The sequence below is a fragment of the Candidatus Magnetominusculus dajiuhuensis genome (assembly GCF_046044395.1).
GTDB lineage: Bacteria > Nitrospirota > Thermodesulfovibrionia > Thermodesulfovibrionales > Magnetobacteriaceae > Magnetominusculus > Magnetominusculus dajiuhuensis.
This window is the reverse complement of sequence record NZ_JBJUSG010000011.1, coordinates 26919-46963: the sequence shown is the minus strand read 5'-3', so window position 1 is coordinate 46963 and position 20045 is coordinate 26919. Positions and strand designations below refer to the sequence as shown.

At 46.4% G+C, this 20045-nt stretch carries 18 protein-coding genes; 17 read left to right on the top strand and 1 reads right to left on the bottom strand.

Translation table 11 applies throughout. The features are described from left to right. The first annotated feature begins 163 nt into the window (after positions 1-163). The 7 genes from AB7D94_RS03105 (at position 164) to AB7D94_RS03075 (ending at position 6517) form a co-directional block, all read left to right on the top strand. Positions 164-889 carry a pyridoxine 5'-phosphate synthase gene (locus AB7D94_RS03105; protein WP_420264263.1) on the top strand — a complete coding sequence of 242 codons (726 nt, stop codon included), beginning with the start codon at positions 164-166 and terminating at the stop codon, positions 887-889. Beyond that, positions 886-1254, top strand: a complete 369-nt coding sequence (gene acpS, locus AB7D94_RS03100; protein WP_420264262.1) for a holo-ACP synthase — start codon at positions 886-888, stop codon at positions 1252-1254. The genes AB7D94_RS03105 and acpS overlap by 4 nt, the downstream gene beginning before the upstream one ends. A gap of 16 nt (positions 1255-1270) precedes the next feature. Next, positions 1271-2836: an NAD(P)H-hydrate dehydratase gene (locus tag AB7D94_RS03095; protein WP_420264261.1), complete on the top strand. Its 1566-nt coding sequence runs from the start codon at positions 1271-1273 to the stop codon at positions 2834-2836. A 42-nt stretch (positions 2837-2878) separates the two neighbouring features. Continuing rightward, a complete protein-coding gene (locus tag AB7D94_RS03090) occupies positions 2879-3514 on the top strand; it encodes a hypothetical protein (RefSeq protein ID WP_420264260.1) in 636 nt (211 codons plus the stop codon). Then, positions 3501-4169, top strand: a complete 669-nt coding sequence (locus AB7D94_RS03085) for a radical SAM protein (RefSeq protein WP_420264259.1) — start codon at positions 3501-3503, stop codon at positions 4167-4169. Before AB7D94_RS03090 ends, AB7D94_RS03085 begins: the two co-directional genes overlap by 14 nt. Positions 4170-4593: 424 nt before the next feature. Continuing rightward, positions 4594-5343 (top strand): N-acyl homoserine lactonase family protein, encoded by a 750-nt coding sequence (locus AB7D94_RS03080; RefSeq protein WP_420264258.1) that lies wholly within the window; start codon positions 4594-4596, stop codon positions 5341-5343. 28 nt (positions 5344-5371) lie between these two features. Further along, on the top strand, positions 5372-6517 hold the full coding sequence (locus tag AB7D94_RS03075) for a P-loop NTPase (RefSeq protein ID WP_420264257.1): 1146 nt from the start codon (positions 5372-5374) through the stop codon (positions 6515-6517). Positions 6518-6829: 312 nt separating this feature from the next. On the opposite strand, the gene AB7D94_RS03070 is transcribed toward AB7D94_RS03075, so the two are convergent. Next, on the bottom strand, positions 6830-9952 hold the full coding sequence (locus tag AB7D94_RS03070; protein WP_420264256.1) for an InlB B-repeat-containing protein: 3123 nt from the start codon (positions 9950-9952) through the stop codon (positions 6830-6832). A 264-nt stretch (positions 9953-10216) separates the two neighbouring features. Between AB7D94_RS03070 and AB7D94_RS03065 the strand changes: the two genes are divergently transcribed. The 10 genes from AB7D94_RS03065 to AB7D94_RS03020 all read left to right on the top strand — a co-directional run bounded on the left by AB7D94_RS03065 (position 10217) and on the right by AB7D94_RS03020 (position 19962). Next, a complete protein-coding gene (locus tag AB7D94_RS03065; protein ID WP_420264255.1) occupies positions 10217-10657 on the top strand; it encodes an RrF2 family transcriptional regulator in 441 nt (146 codons plus the stop codon). A 23-nt stretch (positions 10658-10680) separates the two neighbouring features. Next, the gene (locus AB7D94_RS03060; protein WP_420264254.1) at positions 10681-11484 is read left to right on the top strand and encodes a cytochrome c oxidase subunit 3; all 804 of its coding nucleotides are present in this window, start codon (positions 10681-10683) and stop codon (positions 11482-11484) included. Then, positions 11481-12320 carry an SCO family protein gene (locus AB7D94_RS03055; RefSeq protein ID WP_420264253.1) on the top strand — a complete coding sequence of 280 codons (840 nt, stop codon included), beginning with the start codon at positions 11481-11483 and terminating at the stop codon, positions 12318-12320. Before AB7D94_RS03060 ends, AB7D94_RS03055 begins: the two co-directional genes overlap by 4 nt. An 18-nt stretch (positions 12321-12338) precedes the next feature. Next, a complete protein-coding gene (gene coxB, locus AB7D94_RS03050) occupies positions 12339-13322 on the top strand; it encodes a cytochrome c oxidase subunit II (RefSeq protein ID WP_420264252.1) in 984 nt (327 codons plus the stop codon). A 14-nt stretch (positions 13323-13336) separates the two neighbouring features. Then, on the top strand, positions 13337-14932 hold the full coding sequence (locus AB7D94_RS03045; protein ID WP_420264251.1) for a cytochrome c oxidase subunit I: 1596 nt from the start codon (positions 13337-13339) through the stop codon (positions 14930-14932). Between the two features lie 601 nt (positions 14933-15533). Continuing rightward, a complete protein-coding gene (locus AB7D94_RS03040) occupies positions 15534-15854 on the top strand; it encodes a hypothetical protein (protein ID WP_420264250.1) in 321 nt (106 codons plus the stop codon). Between the two features lie 66 nt (positions 15855-15920). Continuing rightward, the gene (locus tag AB7D94_RS03035) at positions 15921-17219 is read left to right on the top strand and encodes a GumC domain-containing protein (protein ID WP_420264249.1); all 1299 of its coding nucleotides are present in this window, start codon (positions 15921-15923) and stop codon (positions 17217-17219) included. Between the two features lie 227 nt (positions 17220-17446). Then, entirely contained in the window at positions 17447-17605 is a 159-nt protein-coding gene (locus tag AB7D94_RS03030; protein ID WP_420264248.1) for a hypothetical protein, read from the top strand. Between the two features lie 243 nt (positions 17606-17848). Beyond that, entirely contained in the window at positions 17849-18517 is a 669-nt protein-coding gene (locus AB7D94_RS03025; RefSeq protein ID WP_420264247.1) for a TylF/MycF/NovP-related O-methyltransferase, read from the top strand. A gap of 443 nt (positions 18518-18960) precedes the next feature. Then, on the top strand, positions 18961-19962 hold the full coding sequence (locus AB7D94_RS03020) for a radical SAM/SPASM domain-containing protein (protein WP_420264245.1): 1002 nt from the start codon (positions 18961-18963) through the stop codon (positions 19960-19962). The last annotated feature ends 83 nt before the right edge of the window (positions 19963-20045 follow it).

Here is a 20045-nt window from a genome sequence, read left to right as displayed (position 1 = left end):
GGACAGATTCCAGACAAGCCGGAATGACAAAAATAAGGGAGGCAATTTCTAATGCAATTGCCCTGAGCGGTGTTGTTTATGTGTTTCATTTCTCATAAGCAATATTTTAATATATACATTGGTGCGTTGTCGGCACCCGGTAGGTTTATCAATTGGAGGCGGGATGATTTTAAGCGTTAATATTGACCATGTGGCAACACTCAGGCAGGTGAGGCTTGGCAGCGAACCTGACCCGGCCGCGGCCGCGGTTGTTGCCGTCCTCGGCGGGGCAGATGGGATAACAGTCCACCTGAGGGAAGACAGAAGGCACATAAATGACAGGGATGTTGATGTGGTGCGCCGCATACTGGCTGTCCCGCTGAACCTTGAGATGGCGGCAACGGACGAGATGATTGAAAAGGCAATTGAAGTAAAACCCGCGATGGTGACGCTTGTCCCGGAAAAAAGACAGGAACTTACTACCGAGGGCGGACTTGACATATTGACTCAAAGGGAGCGTCTTAAGTATGCCGTAGAGCGGCTTCACGGGGCTGGTATTGAGGTAAGCCTGTTTGTCAATCCGTCACCGCGGGACATAGAAGATTCTCTGTCCACCGGGGCCGACAGGGTGGAAATCCACACCGGGACATATGCAAACGCCCAAACCCCTTTGATAATAAAACAAGAACTTGAAAAAATATTGGCGGCAGTCCAACAAGCGGTGCGGTCAGGGTTTACAGTAAACGCGGGCCACGGGCTTAACTACCACAATGTGCTGGCAATCGCTGGTATTAAGGCCATAAGCGGCCTCTACATAGGACATGGCATAGTGTCCCGTGCTGTACTTGTCGGCATGGAGCAGGCCGTAAGACAAATGAAAAAACTAATAATACAAGCAAGACACACATGATATTTGGCATAGGGGTAGACATAGTCGAAAATGAGAGGATAAAGGCGGCACACCAGCGCTGGGGGCGAAATTTCCTCGGGCGGGTCTATACGGATGGCGAACTTGAGTATTGCTTTACAAAGAGCGACCCCGTTGATTCCCTATCGGGAAGATTTGCCGCAAAGGAGGCATTTATCAAGGCGGCAGGCAGCTCCGGGGCCGCCCTTAAGGACATAGAGGTAACAGTTGACGCCCGCGGTAAGCCGTCGTTAAAGCTCCACAACTCCGCAATGGAGTTCACGGCTGATAATGCGATAAATGGCAGCCACCTGAGCATCAGCCACCAAAAACGATACAGCGTAGCTGTGGTAGTGTTGGAAAAATGAGGAGGGCAGGCAGTTCATGAAAGTAGTAACTGGCGTACAGATGAGACAAATAGACGCAAAGACTATCGAAGACATTGGAATCCCTGCGATGGTACTAATGGAGCGTGCCGGGGTTGTTACGGCTGCGCATATTGTGGAAAAGTTCCCCCCCCGTGATGTATGTGTGTTGTGCGGCCCGGGCAATAACGGTGGAGACGGTATAGTGGCAGCCCGCGAGTTATTTAATAACGGCTTCAATGTACGAGTTTTCATTGCCTCCCACATGGAAGGGCTGAACGACAACTGCCGTTTTCAGTATAATATAGCTGAGAAGTTGGGTATCGAAGTTGTCTTTAAAAGCAATATTAAAGAGGCCGACCTCAGGGATTCGCTTATTGTAGACGCCCTGTTCGGAACTGGCCTGAATAAACCGGTAAAAGACTCAATCGCAAAGACGATAGAGACAGTAAACTCAAGGGACAGGGCCGTGGTTTCCGTAGATATACCCAGCGGTATATCGTCCGACACTGGTGAGGTTCTCGGCAAGGCGGTAAGGGCTAATGCCACTGTGACTTTCGGGCTGCCAAAGAGGGGACACCTGCTTTACCCGGGGAAAGACCACACAGGCGAATTGTTTGTGGAGAACATAGGGTTTCCATATCAGTTCCTGAACTCGGATACGATACGCTGTGACCTCATGGAAAAGGCATTCATGTCAATGCTGATACCGGCAAGGCCGCCCTATGCCTACAAGGGGAATTTCGGACATGTACTGGTTGTCGGGGGCAGCAGCGGCAGGACCGGGGCAGCATTATTGGCGGCAAGGGCATCAATGAGGTCAGGTTCGGGGCTAGTTACTGTAGGAGTTCCGGCGTCTTTGATGGATTCCTGCCAGGCCAGAGTAACCGAAGAGATGACCCTTGCCCTGCAGGACAAGGGAAAGGGGAACTTCTCCAAAAAGTCAATCAACGATATACTTGATTTTGCGGAGAAACGCTGCGATGTCATAGCCCTTGGCCCGGGCATGGGTGTGGATAGCGATACCGTAGAGATAGTAAAGGAGGTAATAGCCAACTCCCCCGTGCCGGTAGTCCTTGACGCCGACGGGATTAATTCCCTCGCGCTAATGAAATATCAGGAGAGAATAAGCGCCCTGAACACCTCGGCGTCTCCGGTGATAATAACGCCGCATACGGTAGAAATGGCACGGATTTTAAGCGATGTAAAGTCAAATATGACAACCAAATGCGTGGCGATAGAAAGGGACAGAATAGAGACAGCCTCATCGTTTGCCGCTGAATCCACGGCATATGTCGTACTCAAGGGGGTGCCCACAGTAACGGCAGACCCGGAGGGAAATACATTTATCAATCCAACGGGAAGCCCTTCAATGGCTACCGCGGGGGCGGGCGATGTACTGACCGGCATGATAGCCTCCATGATAGGGCAGGGCCTCCCGCCCCTCTACGCAACCGTACTGGGCGTTTACATGCACGGCCTGACGGGTGAAATCGCGGCAACGAAAACCGGCCTCCATTCCACAGTGGCCTCAGACCTCATCAACAACATCGGCCCGGCGATTAGTTTCCTTATAAACGATTAATACCCATATATCAGGCAGAGGGTGCAGTTAAAGGCTATTGTTTTGAGCTATGAGGAAATACACAAGCTGATACGTGAAAAAGAACCGCTGGCCTCTGCGGCAGCACAGCCGAAAGAGACGGACTTCGTTAAAGCCAGCGATGGGACGTATGACTTTGGACATATTACACCTGAAATTGGACAGGCTATTGGCAGGCAGTCCGCGCCGGTCAGATTACAAGAAGGGAATGTTGATTACGGCAAGCAACACATTGATACAGCCAATGACGGCAAGCGCCTTGAAGCTATCAAGAAGGCAGGTTATGCGGGGACTGCCGATTTTATCCACGATGTTGCAAGCAATTACACAGAAATAAGAAAGGGATATGGCAGCAGATTAGTTTTAGTAAAGAAAAACGGTGGTAATAAAATATCTATTGTTCAGCTACTGCCTGGCGAAGATGGTGATTTCTATGGAGTAACCACGGGAGGTATCTTTAGCAGAAAATACATAGAAAAATTCGCGCTGCTTGAAGGTAGTGCCGCAACTATCCCACCTATCAGACCTGAGCGATCCAACCCCCTTCCCAACGCTAATGCCGATGAAGCTCAGGACACCAGCGCTTTGCGAGAGAGGCCAAGCAACGCTACTACCTCTACTATACCAAAACCGCGGGGTGATGTCAATGGAAAAGGATAATACGTTAAAGGTATGCGAGATATTTACGAGCATTCAGGGGGAGTCTTCATACGCGGGGTGGCCATGTACATTTGTCAGGCTAACGGGGTGCAACCTGCGATGCGGCTACTGCGACACCAAATACGCCTACTACGAAGGAGATGTCTTAACGGTGAGTGAAATCGCCGCGAAAGTCGCCGCAACCGGCATACGTCTTGCTGAAATCACCGGCGGCGAACCCCTCCTGCAAAAAGAAACCCCCGCCCTCACCGAGACTCTCAGCGGCATGGGCATCGCCGTCCTTATTGAGACAAACGGCTCAATAGACATAAGCTGTCTTAAGTCCATCCCCCTCGTTACCGTCATAATGGATATAAAGACGCCCTCAAGCGGTATGTCAGACAATAACGATTTCACAAATATAGCAAGGTTAACCCGGCAGGATGAGGTGAAATTCGTCATAGGCTCACGGGATGACTACACATGGGCGGTGCGGATAATGCGCCAATATGAGATAGACAAGATATGCACTGTCCTTATGTCGCCCGTGACGCTGCCCCCGTCATCCATTGATCCAAAACTCCTCACAAGGTGGATTCTTGATGATAAACTCTCAGTAAGGCTGAACATTCAACTGCATAGATATATCTTTGGCCAGGATGTAAGGGGTGTGTAGTGTCGGTGCCAGAGTGATGAGTTTGGCCTTTTCCTGATGCCTGCCAGGGCAAACGCATTAGAAATTGCCTCCCTTATTTTTGTCATTCCGGCTTGTCTGGAATCTGTCCTTATGCCTCAGAATATGCACAATCATCCTGAAAGTCCCAACTCCCACTAAAGGGAAGATTCCGGACAAGCCGGAATGACGGCATAGGTATCGTCTGCTTTATTTTTCAAATGCGTTTGCCCTGCGATGCCTGCCAGCCACTTTTTTTTTCGTATAATTTGTGTTAATATTTAAAGAGGTGGTTCTCTGCCACCCGCGTGAGGCGGCAAATGAAACTCCCCGCCACAAGCAGCGGGGTATCTACTATATGGAACCATCGGTTACGCCTCAAGCGGCGGGGAATAAAACCCCAAGAGATTTAGAAGGAGGTTTGTCTGTGAGTCTATATAAAATCCATCCCATAGTAGTGGGCACAAAGTTTTTCGATAAGTCCTTTATGACGTATCAATTCGGTTATGGGCAGAAATATACTATACCCATATACAGTTGGTACATAGAGGGTGCCGGACACAAGATATTAGTTGATACGGGAGAACTCAGCCCGGCACGTTCAGAGGCTCGGGAAGAGGCCATCGGCGGCAGGATTTACCCGTCGTTAGAGGATGGACTGGCACGCTGGAATACCTCACCGCAGGAGATTGATATCGTCATTAACACACATCTGCATAACGACCACTGCGAAAACGACGACAAATGCGTTAACGCCCGCATATATGTCCACGAAAAAGAAATTCAGACAATTTTCGACCCGCACCCCCTTGATTACCGTTACATGGAGGATTTCATTTCAGGTGTGCAGGAAAATGGACAAATAGTAACGACAGACAAGGATATCGAAGTTGTGCCGGGGATTACGATGTTTCACACGCCCGTGCATACGGAAGGCGGTATGAGCGTTATGATAGACACCAAAGACGGTAAGGCGATTATCACGGGGTTTTGCTGTATTATGGAAAACTTCAACCCTCCACCTCCCGCACGAGGCATGGGGCTTGAGGTCATACCCTCTGGTACCGTCGTAAATCCTTATACGGCCTATGACATTATGCTTAAGGTCAGGGATATGGCAGATATTTTGATTCCTATGCACGAGCCAAAATTTGCCTCTGTAGATACTATCGGTTAGATATGCCCACTTGCCTTGAAATGCGACAATGGTAATTCAAAGAAAAGCAGGGCATCTCCTTGCCGTTGCCGGAGGTAAGGGCGGCGTTGGAAAGAGTGTTTTTTCCATCACCCTCGCAACGACATTAGTTGGGATGGGTTACAGGGTCGTTTTGGTAGATTTGGATTTAGGCGGGGCTAATCTCCATACATATATGGGGATACTCGGAAGTACACCGACGCTTTCCGATTTTTTTCAAAAAAAGGCCAGGACACTTGACGAGGTGCTCATTGCCACGAGGGTGCCGGATTTGAAATTAATCAGCGGCGCCCATTATTTACCCTCGATGTCAAGTCCCGGGTCATCTCTGAAAATGAAACTGCTTAGGCATATAAAGGCCCTAGACGCCGACTTCATCGTAATTGACCTTGGGGCGGGTATGGAACTAAATACGCTGGACTTTTTTATATCAGCAGATATCGGCTTTATCGTTACTGTGGCAGAGCCGGCCGCTATAATGAACGCATACAGGTTTATCAAGGGTGCTCTGTTTCGGAAACTCCACGGGGTATTCAAAAATCACCCACAGCTTGCCACAGCACTGCAATCAATGGCCAAAGACGCCGCATACAGCGACGCCCTTATGCTCAACGCCTTTATCGAGCAGGTCATGCAAATAGACCCTTCGGCCTACCCACTGGTAAACGAGATCAGCGCGGAGTTCAGGCCATGCCTCGTCCTCAACAGAATCGGTGCCGAGGAGTCCAACAATCTCGTAGGCACACTCATCAGCCACTGCAGCACAAAGTATAATATTCAGCTTAAGTATCTCGGCAATCTCCCCAATGTCAGGGAAATCAGCTCGTATCTCCTTAACATACCCGCCTTTTTGCGGGCCACCTCGTCCTCAGCTTTCCTCAAATCACTTAAGGGCATCGTGAGAAAGTTTCTCCTCAATATTCACGACTCAGGCGTGATCATGGAAAGACTCAAACTCGTAAAAACATACGACGACGACACGATTAAAAGAATCAGCGCAATCATAGAAGACCAGCCCGACGAGACATTTACCCCCACGGAGAGGAAACTCTGGCAGTTGAGGCTGTTTTTTAAACCCACCGAGGTGGTCGCGTTTTTGCTGTGCAAGGGGATCAGGGACGATATTTTTTTCGAGCAGATACTACCCACAGATTAAAAGGCCGCAGCCTATTTCCACACGATAAATTTGTTCTGACGGATAAAACAAGTTCTCATTGGAAGTTGCAACGATTTATGGACTGTCCTTTTCTTAGTCCGTCATTCCGGCCTCATTTTGTCATTCCGGCTTGTCCGGAATCTGTCCTTATACCTCAGAATAGGCAAAATCATAATCATCATGAAACAACCATTTAAGGGACGATTCCGGACAAGCCGGAATGACGGAAAGGGACAATACGGAAAGGGACAATGATGACAACAATCTAAGCAACTACCGCTTACTTATGATGGAGAACAAATTTACCGCAGCCTATTTCCATGTCGTCCCAAAAGAGTGCCAGATTCCGGTGCTGTCAATATAGTACATATTCCCATCAGTCCACGCTATTATTGCCGTACCATTCATAAACCACTGCATATAGTATGTCCCGATTGGCATTGCTCCGCCGGTTATGATGCCGTATTTCATGCCAAAATATCCGCTGGACAAGGTATAAAGGGAATTTATCTTCGAGCTTGCCTTATCATAGGGGGTGGTTGTCTGCCACGTAACCCCTGAGCTGTACCAATTTGTTCCATCAAAGGCGTAAACATATCCATCCGCCCCCGCCAGGAGGGCAGTTCCATTTGCAAACCATTGGATGTAGTATGTGCCGTTCCATGATGACACGGTGACTAGGCCTCCGGATACAGCGCCAAAATAAGAGGCATATGGGCTATATACTTTACTAATCCCCGCGCTTGCCTTATCAGCGGTGCTGATGGTTTTCCATGGCATATTAAAAGGGTACGAGTTGCCGCCATAATAGAAATACATGTATCCATCAGTCCACGCTATTATTGCCGAACCATTGGCATACCATTGGATATAGTACGTCCCGCCTACTGACGCACCAGCCGTCACTCCACCTGAGGCCGTGCCAAAAAATGACGTGTATTGATTATAAAACGAGCTAATCCACATGGCCGCCAGGGCAGAGTCACTCGTTGTTTTCCATGTAATTCCCATAGACATTGACGAACCACTGCCGGGGTAGTAATATATATACCCATCAGACCACGCTATTATGGCCGTACCATTGGTAAACCATTGGATATAGTACGTCCCGCCCGCCGATGTCCCTACCGTTACACTACCTGATTTAGCGCCAAACAAAGTAGCGTATTGACTGTATACAGAGCTGAGGCCTGACGCGGCAGTGCCAAACTCGGCTGATTGCGAAAATGCCGCCGCCACGGTTTTATTTGATGATATTGCAACAGTGCATAGTGAACTGCTTGTGCTATCACACCCCGTCCAGCCTGATAAACTAAACCCCGCGTCAGGCACTGCCGAGAGAATTACGGATGTGCCGACGGCAAAAGAGCTATAACAAACAGAACCGCAGCTTATCCCCGACGGGGAACTCGCAACTGTCCCTGTACCCACTCCGGTCTTTGCCACAGACAAGGTATAAGACAACTGCCCCGCCAAAAATGCCGCCGATACAGATCTGTTGGACGACACCACAACCGTACACTGAGAGCCGTTTGTAGAATCACACCCTGTCCAGCTTAAAAAACTACTGCCGGAGTCAGGCGTTGCCGTAAGCGTTACAGACGTGCCGGAGGTATAGGTGAAAGAGCAGTTGGCACCGCAGCTTATCCCCGATGGAGAACTTGTAATTGTCCCTGTGCCAGTTCCAGTTTCGCTGACACTAAGGGAATAAGAAAAGGCAGCAGCCGCAAACGCCACCGATACGGATTTGTTTGATAACATTGTAACAAAACATTGGTAACCGGTTGCGTTATCACACCCTGTCCAACTCGCATAATAACCCGTGTCCGGTGTTGCCGTAAGTGTTACCGTATAATTATCGGGGAAATTGGAATTGCAGGAACTTCCCGCCCCGCTGCAGTTGATTCCAGTGGGGCTGCTCGTTACCGTGCCGTTGTCAGTCGTTACGGCCACAGTCATTACATGGTCTGTCCTGGCATTGCCAAATACGGCGGCAATATTCTTAACCGACGTCATCATCAGGGTGCATTTCGCACCGCTTGTTGTGTTATCACACCCTACCCAGCCATCAAACTCGTCGTTGCCGACAGTGTTTGGGATAGCCGTCAGAGTTATGTAGTTGGGGCAATTATAGATAGCAGTGCCGACATTGGTGCTGGTTGAAGACGGCGGACCCCAGACTATAGGGCCGGATGAGGAGTACACTGTCCCTCTGCCGGTGCCGGTACCATTGTCAATGACAACAGGATAAGATGGATGGTTTTGTGTGCGGGTATAGATATATCCCCCAAAAGTAGTGGCGGCAAGCCTGATCTCATCATTTTGTGTCCCTGCCACAATTGAAGACCACTGTTGTTTGCTGACGTTTTTGGTTGTGTTGTCCTTGTCAAACAAGTTGGTTTCCTTTGACCATATGCCGAAACCATTGGTCGTGTTGTATGTAGGCGTCGTATAAATATACCCGCCAGAGCCGCCAAAACCAAAATCGGTAACGGTGAAATATAATTGAGCACCGGCATTCTCATCAAGATAATCAGACCATGAGATAGATGTCAGGTTTGTGCTGCCCATGTTAGCTATGTGTGTTTCATCGTCCTCAGGTACAACATTCCCCCCAACGCCATCCACACCGAATACCGCAACGGCATTGTTCAAAATCAAAGGCCTCGCCAGGCCCCACCAGTATCGCTTCGCCTCATCGGTAGTTTCAACATCTCTTACCCATGTCGTACCGCCGTCAGACGATTCATAAAGAAATTCGTTTGTAGTGCCGATAACTACGATGCTTCCATTGCGTGACACCGCTATTGAGTAAAATTGGCAGCGGGGTATCGTCGAGGTACAAATGAATGTGGTATTGTCGGTTTCAGTCCAGGTCCAGTTGCCACCGTCTGCCGATACGCCGTTAAAAACATTGCCATCGTAATCCAGGGCATGCAGGGCTGCCCCACTGGCTGACGAGGCTATAGCCACCCAGTTAAAACTGTGGGGCACTATGCTGGCCTGAGTGATATTATCCTTGGTCCATGAAACGCCATAATCATTCGAAGTCCAAACATGTCCTGAATAAGAACCATCACTGTCAACGGCGGCAAGGCGGCTTCCATCAGCAGACGACGTAATTGAGTACCAGGGCCTCTGTCCGGCGGTTGTCTGTTTTGTCCAATTGTCACCACCGTCGCCTGACGTATAAATATATCCCCCATATTCTATCGCGGCGAGGCTAGTCCCATTATCTGACGCAGCTACCCTCCACCAATATCCCTGTCCATAGTTATTCGATCCCAGTCCGATATTCTTGTGCTGTGTCCATGTATAGCCGCAAAGGTCTGTGTAGCCAAACGCATCCGCCGCTATGAATATCACAACCGACACCATTACACCACACAACAGCAACACGCGCAGGGCCGAACAACACACATTATATTTTGACATCTGAAGTGTTCTCATATTATGCCGCGGCGTTACCATCTCTGCCCCTCCATATGTACACATACGTACAAACACAGCCTCGTTTTAACGCACACCCTCACGTATGTAATATATAAATGTTTTTTAGCAAAAGTCAAGTCTATGGTAACCACAAAAAAATACTTGACAACACAAGTCCTCTTAATATATCTTAATCCATCGTGGCAATTGGGTACATTTGAAGCTATGAGGGGGTAACATTAACAGCTATGATTTCGGGGGTGGACTTTGGTAATTAACAGAGATACGGACTATGCGGTGAGGTGTATATTGTTTATGTCGGGAAATCCGGAAAAAACCTTTGTCATTAGTGAGATAGCTAAAGAGAAGCTCATACCGGCGAGTTTTCTGGCAAAGATACTGCAAAAACTGACAAAGGGCGGTATTGTAGAGTCAATCAGAGGGGCAAAAGGCGGGTTTGTCCTGACAAAAGCCCCATGCGACATAACCGTACTTGATGTGGTTGAGGCCATAAGCGGGAAAATAGTGATAAACAAGTGTACAACGGAAGAGGGCAGGTGTGAGTTGATGCAGGATTGTCCAACATTTCCCATCTGGCTTGAGATAAAACAGATGGTGCAACAGCGGTTAAAACAAATTGACTTCGCAACACTGGCAAAAAAATATGAAAACAGTGTCACAGGCAAAACTCCATCAGGAGTGCAATAATAACAATCAGGAGGGGCTAAGAAATGGAAAATGTCATGCACGGTGGAACAAAAGCGGTACACCACCAGGTAGAGCTAAGCGTATGGCCGTTGATAACGGCGGTAGGGGCGTTTCTGATACCTATATCGTTTATGACGGCGTTCTCGTGGGGTTTGTCCTCAGTGGGGCTTGTGCTTGCCGGGGTGGCGGTAGTGGTATTGATTGTTGGGCTTTTCGGGTGGCTTAACGAGGTACACGCCAAAAAGGAGGATGCGGGGTTAAGCAAACTAGCGATAATAGTGTTCATAGTATCGGAGGTTGCGCTGTTTGGCGGGCTGTTTGGCGGGTACTTGTATGCCATGCTGTTTACAGACCTATGGCCTCCGGCCAACACCCCCGAAGGCGTGCCGCCTATCGGCCTTGCGGTGTTAATGACAATTTTCCTCCTTTCGTCGAGTTTTACCATACATAACGCCGAGGAGAAGTTAGCTCATGGCGACATGGGGGGATTCAAAGGCTGGCTGGTAATGACAACGATTTTAGGCGCCCTCTTTATGGCGTTCATGGCCTACGAATGGCATGAGTTGATAGCCGAGAAAAACTTTACCGTCCGCACGAATGAATATGGGACGTTTTTCTACACCATCACGGGGTTTCACGGTTCACACGTCATCGTCGGCCTTTTGATGCAGATATTTTGTATGATTCTGGCGGCTGGCGCTAAAATCGGCAAGAACCGCCAGACAATGGTGAAGGTGACAGGGTTATATTGGCACTTTGTTGATATAGTCTGGCTTTTGGTCGTGTCGTTGATATATGTGGTTCCGTATCTTAAGGCAGGGCAATGAAAGAAGCAGCGCGTATCTTGTTAATCGTGTGCTTATTGGCCGCCACTCATGCGTGGGGTTTTGGGCCATCAGCCGATTCAACTCAGTTTGACCCGTCTGTGCTGAAGATAAAAGAGGACGACTATCTGGGCAAAACGGCACCGAACATCAGCATGACCGATGACAAGGGCAACGCCATAACCCTCAGTAAATACGCTGGAAAACCGTTTATCCTGTCCATAATATACTATAGGTGCGCCCAGTCGTGCCCTGTGCTGAACGAGGGACTGGCCACCGCCCTGAAGGACGCTAAACTAAGGCTTGGCGAGGATTACAACGTAATAACGCTGAGTTTCGACGGCAGGGAAACACCGGCGGACGCGCAGAAATTCCGCAATGACCTGCGGATTAAGATGAAGGGCACCCTGCCCGAGTCCTTCGATAAATGGGTGTTTGCCGTAACGACTGACGCGGAGGCCAAAAGATTTACAGACGCCATCGGTTACAGGTTTTTTTATTCGACGCTGGACAAGGTCTTCGTGCATCCAAACGTGTATATATTTCTGTCTCCGGAGGGTAAGGTTATGAGGTACCTGTTCGGCCTCTATCCGCTCTCAATGGACGTAAGACTGGCGCTGATTGAGGCCGCGGACGGCAAAGTCGGCAAGTTCCCTGTGGTAGGCAAAGTTGCCCTTGCGTGTTATACTTATGACACAAAGATTGGCGGCTACAGGATAAACATGATCTTCATCCTTGAAACTATAGGATTCGTATTCGCTATTTTTACGGCGGTAATAGTTTTCTTATACTCAAGGAAGTTGAAAAAGCAAAGACGGGCTGAAGTACTCAGCCCTTAAAAAATCAGGAGGTAGAAGATGCTAAAGCAAATGGTGAGATTATTAACGGCTGCGCTGTTTGTGTCGCTGCCATATGCGGCAGCGGCAGCCGAAAGAGTGGCTGACCCTGTCAAGGCGTGGAACAATCACTTTAAGACGTGGGCGGTGGTGTCAATAGTCGTTTACCTGGTAGTTACTGTGCCGCTCATATACTTCGTATTTAAATACAAGAGAAGGCACAAGGACGAAACCGGAGCATACATAGTGGGAAACACCGCCCTTGAAATTCTGTGGACGATAGTTCCGATGATAATAATCATTATGCTCGGAGTTCAGTCGTGGGCGGTCTTTAATGATCTGAGAGACGTGCCAAAGGACCATATCGAGGTCAAGGCGGTTGGTTTTATGTACGGCTTCGAGATGTACTCCCCTGAGGGGATTAAGACAATAAACGAACTGCGTGTACCCGTGGGCAACGTAAAGGTAAATCTTTCAAGCAAGGACGTGATACACGATTTTGCCCTGCCGGCCTTTAGAACCCGCGAGGACATGGTCCCGGGCGAGAACACATATCTCTGGTTTTCGGCAAAGGAACCGGGGGAGTATCCAGTTTATTGTGCGGAGTATTGCGGCTCAGGGCATTCGTCTATGCTTGCAAAGGTTATTGTGATGAAACAAGAGGACTACGACGCGTGGGTTAAGAAGCAAAAGGGCGAAGGCACAACAGTGGCTGCCCTCACGCCTGAGACAAAGGGCAAGGAGCTTGTCGAGCGGCTTGGCTGCCTTGGCTGCCACGGTATAGCTGGTGAGATAAAGGCTGGCCCTGCCTTAAACGGCGTCATAGGAAAGTCCCAGGAACTGGAAGACGGCACGAAAGTCGTCATTGACGAGGCATTCGTCAAAGAGAAAATAGCAGACCCGAAGGCAAAGCCGGTAAAGGGGTTCGGCCACATAATGCCCCCCAACGCACTGGCCAAAGAAGAATATGAAGCTATCGCGGCTTACATAAACACATTAAAATAAAGGAGGCTAAAAATATGAGTACACAACCTACTGGGTTTAAGTCGTGGCTTCTGACGACAGACCATAAGAAGATTGGGGTTATGTATCTGGTCACATCGCTGGTGTTTTTCGTAGTGGGGTTGCTTCTGGCGTTTATAATGAGAACGGAGCAGCTTGATATTACCAAAAAAGTGATAATTGACGCCGACCTCTACAACACGGCCTTTACGATTCACGGCGCGGCAATGGTGCTGTTTTGGATGATACCGGTGCTGCTTGGGTTTCTTGCCAACTATATGATACCCCTGATGATAGGCGCGCACGATGTTGCCTTTCCGCGGCTCAACGCCCTCAGCTTCTGGCTGTATGTTGGGGCGGGATTGATAGCGGTTATGGCGCTTATACTGCCGGGAAGGCTTGACACCGGCTGGACAGGTTATCCGCCCTATTCAATCGTAGGCCCGGCCAATACCGCGTTTTATGTATTTGCGGTGCATCTGCTCGGGGCATCAAGTATTGCCGGCGCGGTTAATTTCATCACGACGATAATCACACTAAGGGCGCCGGGGATGACTTGGGGAAGGCTGAACCTCACGGTGTGGGGACTTTTCGGAGGGTTTATCATACAGCTCGTAGGCGTTCCGGTACTGGCCGCCGCGGTTACCCTGCTGCTTTTTGACAAGTACCTTGGGACGAGTTTTTATGACGGCACTAAGGGTGGAAGTCCGATTCTCTATGAGCATCTGTTCTGGTTTTACGCCCATCCGGCGGTTTATGTGGTAGCGCTTCCGGTGTTTGGCATAGTGTCGGACATAATCTCGACTTTTTCAAGAAAGAGGATTTATGGCTACACCAGCATGGCTATTGCCATAATGATAATCACAGTCGTGGGGTTTGAGACTTGGGTACATCACCTGTATGTCGCCGGTACCCTAAACTGGACAAGGGTAGTGTTTATGTGGGGTACGATTGCAATTGGAGTACCGACCGGCATTAAGACATTTAACTGGCTGGCGACGTTGCACAAGGGTTCAATAGACTTAAAAACCCCTATGCTTCACGCCCTTGGGTTTATATCCTTGTTTACGATTGGCGGAGTTACCGGCATAGCAAACGGACTGCTCGGCTTTGACATTCAGGTACATGACACGCACTGGGTCGTGGCGCATTTCCACTACGTGCTGGCAATAAGCATGTCCATGTTGTGCATGGGCGCGATATACTACTGGTTCCCTAAGTTTACCGGCAAGATGTACAACGAAAAGCTCGGCAAGACGGCATTTTGGATAACCCTCATTGGGGCTATGATTGCCTTTCTGCCACAGTTTCACCTCGGCTATGACGGCATTCCAAGAAGGTACTGGAAGTTGCCGTCGCAGTACGCCGGAGAGATGAGAATTGCCGTAATATTCTCCTATATCACTATCGCAGGATTTCTCATGACCCTTTATAACTTCGTCCATTCGGCGATAAAGGGAGAGAAGGCACCGGCCAATCCGTGGAACTCACTCTCGCTTGAGTGGCAGATTCCATCGCCACCACCGTTTTACAATTTCGAGCAAATTCCCACAATTACCGATGGGCCTTATGAGTATGGCAAACCGGCGGACACAACCGTAAAGGCGCACTAAGCGCCCATTTAAATCCAGTTAAACACAGAGGGGATTCCTTTTCAGAGGCAATCCCCTCTTCTCTTATCCCGCTCAGTTTTTCAGATATGGAGAATAAATTTACCGTTGGGGCTTGACAACCTGAGAAAAACACCTGAGAAAAACATATTGACTTTTTTGGTGACAGTTCGCTACACTATGGTTCGTTGGAGAGCAGCGGATTGTTAATTGTGCAGGATGGATTGATGTGTATGCCTCAAGCGGAGTAGGCTTTGTATGGTCTTGCATGTCAGACCAAGACACGAGTTCAAGGTTCTGGAGGGGTAGGTAGAAGCTCAGGGAGAGGCGTTCCTGCCGTCATTATAGCAGGGAGTTTCTGTTGAAATAGAGGCTTCCGGCGCAGAGGTTGTTTAGCGGTTAGCTGGCGTTCAGGCAGAAAGTTTGCCTTGGGTAGTAACATATTGTTTTACTTACGTATTTCGAGTTGGATATGTAAGTGAAAAAGGCGGAGCCTTGCATAGTATTGCATGGGAACTGCGCCTGCCTCTTCTGTACGTAATGAGAATATGGCAATTTCTTTATTAAAAAGCAGCTCATTGATTTTTTGCGGGATTGGTGATTGATGATTACCACTGTCACTAGTTACCTGTTTCAGGTTACCGTGGGGCGGAAGCCTACTGTCACGATGTACGGGGAGATGAAAGTCCTTTTTTCCATCGCTGCGATTTCTGGCGTACCGTTTACGAGCCTGACGACCTATTTGGCTAAGAAGCACATATCTCGTGACCATGCACTCGGGGAGAGGGTAGTTAAGAAGGCCTGTAAATCCATTGTTATCGCTGCCGTTGTTATATTTCTCAAAGGAATAGCTCAAATTCGCTTTCTTAACGAGAGTCCGCATTTTCTTGAAGTAATAGAAATTCGGCTTAATGGCAAAAACTAAGTTTTTCCGTATGCAATGCTTTGGGGCAACGCAGTTTAATTAGAGCAGCGCTAAGAGGGGGGACAAATGTCGGAAGAGCAAATACGGTATAATAAGATGGATATTTATTATTATTGGGAAGTAGTTATGAAAAGAATAAAGCTTATTATCAGTTTATCTTTAATATTTATGGTAGTAACGGCTCTTGTAGTATTTTTTCAACCTAAGCCGCCTGACATATATAAAGGTGAAGCCATTTTAAACACATCGCCAATGACAGCCGATGAACTATTGAACATATTTGGGAATATTGATCCGGCGGCATTAAAGACAATTTTACCTAAGACTGGCGTTTCAGTATTAACAATGAATTTTTTAAGTGTAAAATCTGCAGATAAACTGAAAATTGCAGTTGAGGCAAATAACCCTGATATCAATCAAATAATATCAGAGCTGATCGCACACCTAAATAATACTTTCGTTACTAATAATGGCCATGAAAATAATAAAGAGGCTCTCGCTCAAGAGGCTCTAAATCTTAAAAAAAAGGTTCTCGCTAAAGAGGTTCTGAATCTTAAAAAAAAGGTTCTTGCTAAAGAGGCTCAAGAGGCTATAGATCTTAAAAAAAGGACTCTCGCTAAAGAGGCTCTAAATCTTAAAAAAAAGGCTCTCGCTCAAGAGGCTCTAAATCTTAAACAAAGGGCTCTTGCTAAAGAGGCTCTAAATCTTAAAAAAAAGGCTCTCGCTCAAGAGGCTCTAAATCTTAAAAAAGAGGCCATTAAGAGAGACAAAGTGCTACTGGAAGCCAATATTATAAAAGCAAAGAAAATGGAAGAAACTGTTTATGATATGTTAGTTAAGAATAAGTCAGCTAATATTATGATCAATCCGTTGTCATCTGATCAAGTTATTATGGAGTGGGAAAGAACTTTGGGTGGAAAAGCATTAGAACTTAAAGGGTTAGAGCTTAAAGCATTAGAAAATAAAGAATTAGAGCTTAAAGAATTAGAAAATAAAGAGTTAAAGCTTAAAGAATTAGAAAATAAAGAGTTAGAGATTAATAAAGAATTAGAGCTTAAAGCATTAGAAAATAAAGAGTTAGAGCTTAAAGCATTAGAAAATAAAGAGTTAGAGCTTAAAGCATTAGAAAATAAAGAGTTAGAGCTTAAAGAATTAGGAAATAAAAAGTTAGAAAATAAAGAATTAGAGAATAAAAAAGAAATCAGCCTTATGGATAATGTTTTTGAATCGAAGATTACGTTTAAAACTGACATTAAAAAGAAGATTTTATTAGCTGGTCTGACAGGTCTTTTTTCTGGCGTTTTTCTTGCTTTTTTCCTGGAATTTTTAGAGAAAGTAAAGAGAAGAAGGTGTTTGTCTGAATGATCATAAACCTACAACCAAGGTGGTAAATGCAGGTAGCGTCGAATGCGTAAAGCAATATCTTGAAAACCTATAAGGAAATGGCTATTAAATGGAAAAAGTAAGTGCGGTTATTGAGTCAACCTATGTGTATAGTCTTTATCATGGCAGGAGTACGGTAATTATAGGGGGTGTTCTCTGTCGGGGATATCATTCTTGCAAGAAGCGGTTTGTCTGAGGACGACTTTCTTGTGGGCGAGGCAGAAAAGCCTGGCATGAAAATATTCAGGGGAGACAAATCCGACATCATAGGTAGATTAAGCAACGCTGTTGCAATTACCGAAAGTGATATATTTGTAAAAGAAATGGAAACTATCCCCTTGTCCATCCCTATTTTGTGGAGGATATGATTGATTTGCTGGCTGAAGAAAAATTAGATTTAGTCTACAACGAGTTTGCCAAAGTCACCATCTACGGCGGAGTTCGTCCGGCTGGACAACGAGGCCACTAAACCCTTTGTGTGGACAAAAAAGGCAGAGGATATTTTAGAAAAGGTCTCTCGTTGTAAAGCCATTGCTGTAACAGTACGCAAGTGTATACAAAACTGTTGAAATTAGATTATTCCTTAACAAAAATTAAGGAGGATGGATATTATGGCATTGTTCGGATTTAACGTTGAACAGCAGTGGGAATATGAGAATGGGTTCTATCTCACAAGCCATATCACCAGACTTGGAAAGATGGTGGCTCATTATGATCTTTACAAATCGATAATCCACTTGCCAGGTCACATCATCGAATGCGGGGTTTACAAAGGTGCTTCTCTGTTAAGGTTCAGCACGTTCAGAGAAATTCTCGAAAGCCCATATTCACGCAAAATCATTGGATTCGATGCGTTTGGCAAATTTCCCGATCAAGAGAGTCCAGCTGACCAAAAATTCATTAAAGAATTTGAAGGAGAGGCTGGCGAAGGGATTTCTATTGAAGAATTGAGGAAAGTATTCATACATAAGTCAATAGGAAACTATGAGCTTATTCAAGGTGATATTTGCGCTACTATACCGAAATACCTTTCCGAACATCCCGAACTCAAGATAGCTCTTTTGCATATTGACGTTGACGTCTATAAACCAACAGTCGTCATTCTAAATAATCTATACGAAAGGGTCGTAAGGGGTGGATTAGTAGTATTTGATGATTTTGGAGTAGTTGCTGGCGAAACACAAGCGATTGATGAATTCATTGATGGGAAAGATGTTGTTATAGAAAAACTATCGATTTCACATATTCCATCATATATAAGGAAAAGGACGAGCTTATAGATGAGTTATACAGGCAGGTTGGCCAGAACTAAATGATAAGGACAGGATGAATGCTCAACGACGGGACAAATGAATCCATACCAATAGCAAGACAGTCCGTGCTTTTATGGCTGTCACGGTCAGCAATGTACTACGAGCCTGTAGTGGGCACTTACGATATAGAAGCTCTTTGCGATTAATCGATGAGCAATACACAAAGACCCCTTAGCCTCTGCTACTGCGAATTATTGTGAAAAAGGAGGAGAAAAGGACCTTGGACGTAACATCCGCTTCCTTTGGGGGTTGGACACTATGAAAAATATGAGGACTTGCGGTAACTTAAAAAAGGTGAATTTTTGTCTTGACAAATGGGTCCACTATACTCTTTTCTGTGGATAGTAGATGTGATGCTACTTCGACAGAGGTCGGGCAGACCTCTTTAATCTTAATGAATGGAGGATGTTATGTTTAGTAGACAGAAGGATTATTTTAAATATCCAGAAGGTTTAGATACATATATAGGAAATATTATAGGTGGAAAGTATATGGAGTATCGCAGGATATGGGATCAAGTTACCCGTCAGGAGATTTTAACCGATTTCCCCTTATTTGTTCTTGTAGAAACTCAACATGCGTGCAATTACCATTGTACCATGTGCTATAAATCTGATAAAGTGCTTTCTGATGAAGTTAAGTATGCAGGCATTTTATCGTCAGAATTATTTGAAAAAGTAGTAGACGAAATGATCGTGCATAATTCGCCAGCTCTGTCTCTGAACAATAGTAATGAACCACTGCTTGACAAGAACATAATCGACAGGCTTGCGTATGCCTCTAAGAAAGGGATTATGGATATTATGATGAATACAAACGCCCTATTGTTAGATGAAGATATCTCGCGTGGTCTCATAGATAACAGACTTACTAAACTCCTTGTAAGCATTGATGCAGCAACGGAAAAGACATATTCATTGATGAGATCATCCAGATCTGATTCGTTTAAAAAAGTTTTAAGCAACACAGATAAATTCCTGGAGATTAGAGAGAAACTAAACTCAAAACTACCAATTTTACGGGTGAGTTTTGTAGTCACAAAATTAAATGAGCACGAACAGGAAGCATTTCTGAACCAATGGAAAGACAGGGCAGATCATATTTGTTTTCAGCGTTATACTGCTCCAACAGATACTGCTCGGTTTCTTGATATACGTCCTGTCATTTTAGAGGAAGAAGAGTATTCCTGTTCCAATCCGTTTGAGCGCATTATAATTCGTGGTGATGGAAATGCTTATCCTTGCTGCTATACACTAATGAACGAGTCTGTCGGCAACATAAAGGTGAATAGTCTATATGAAATATGGCATAGTTCAAAAATGGAGAAATATAGGAAAATTGTAACGGAACGTAATTGGAAAGCAAGTCCATATTGTGACATGTGCAGCAAAAACACGGCAACTTTATCCTGATTGCATGGTTATGTATATTCATGGATTTCATGACTCAAATTCAGTCGCAGCCCACATCAACTCTGCATGGGCAATTTCAAAGC

Bases quoted from the DNA above. Each gene is read 5' to 3' on its own strand.
- AB7D94_RS03025 (WP_420264247.1), top strand. From the start codon at position 17,849: ATGGCATTGTTCGGATTTAACGTTGAACAGCAGTGGGAATATGAGAAT.
- coxB (WP_420264252.1), top strand. From the start codon at position 12,339: ATGCTAAAGCAAATGGTGAGATTATTAACGGCTGCGCTGTTTGTGTCG.
- acpS (WP_420264262.1), top strand. From the start codon at position 886: ATGATATTTGGCATAGGGGTAGACATAGTCGAAAATGAGAGGATAAAG.
- AB7D94_RS03040 (WP_420264250.1), top strand. From the start codon at position 15,534: ATGATTACCACTGTCACTAGTTACCTGTTTCAGGTTACCGTGGGGCGG.
- AB7D94_RS03020 (WP_420264245.1), top strand. From the start codon at position 18,961: ATGTTTAGTAGACAGAAGGATTATTTTAAATATCCAGAAGGTTTAGAT.
- AB7D94_RS03075 (WP_420264257.1), top strand. From the start codon at position 5,372: ATGGTAATTCAAAGAAAAGCAGGGCATCTCCTTGCCGTTGCCGGAGGT.
- AB7D94_RS03035 (WP_420264249.1), top strand. From the start codon at position 15,921: ATGTCGGAAGAGCAAATACGGTATAATAAGATGGATATTTATTATTAT.
- AB7D94_RS03060 (WP_420264254.1), top strand. From the start codon at position 10,681: ATGGAAAATGTCATGCACGGTGGAACAAAAGCGGTACACCACCAGGTA.
- AB7D94_RS03095 (WP_420264261.1), top strand. From the start codon at position 1,271: ATGAAAGTAGTAACTGGCGTACAGATGAGACAAATAGACGCAAAGACT.
- AB7D94_RS03045 (WP_420264251.1), top strand. From the start codon at position 13,337: ATGAGTACACAACCTACTGGGTTTAAGTCGTGGCTTCTGACGACAGAC.
- AB7D94_RS03105 (WP_420264263.1), top strand. From the start codon at position 164: ATGATTTTAAGCGTTAATATTGACCATGTGGCAACACTCAGGCAGGTG.
- AB7D94_RS03070 (WP_420264256.1), bottom strand. From the start codon at position 9,952: ATGTCAAAATATAATGTGTGTTGTTCGGCCCTGCGCGTGTTGCTGTTG.
- AB7D94_RS03055 (WP_420264253.1), top strand. From the start codon at position 11,481: ATGAAAGAAGCAGCGCGTATCTTGTTAATCGTGTGCTTATTGGCCGCC.
- AB7D94_RS03085 (WP_420264259.1), top strand. From the start codon at position 3,501: ATGGAAAAGGATAATACGTTAAAGGTATGCGAGATATTTACGAGCATT.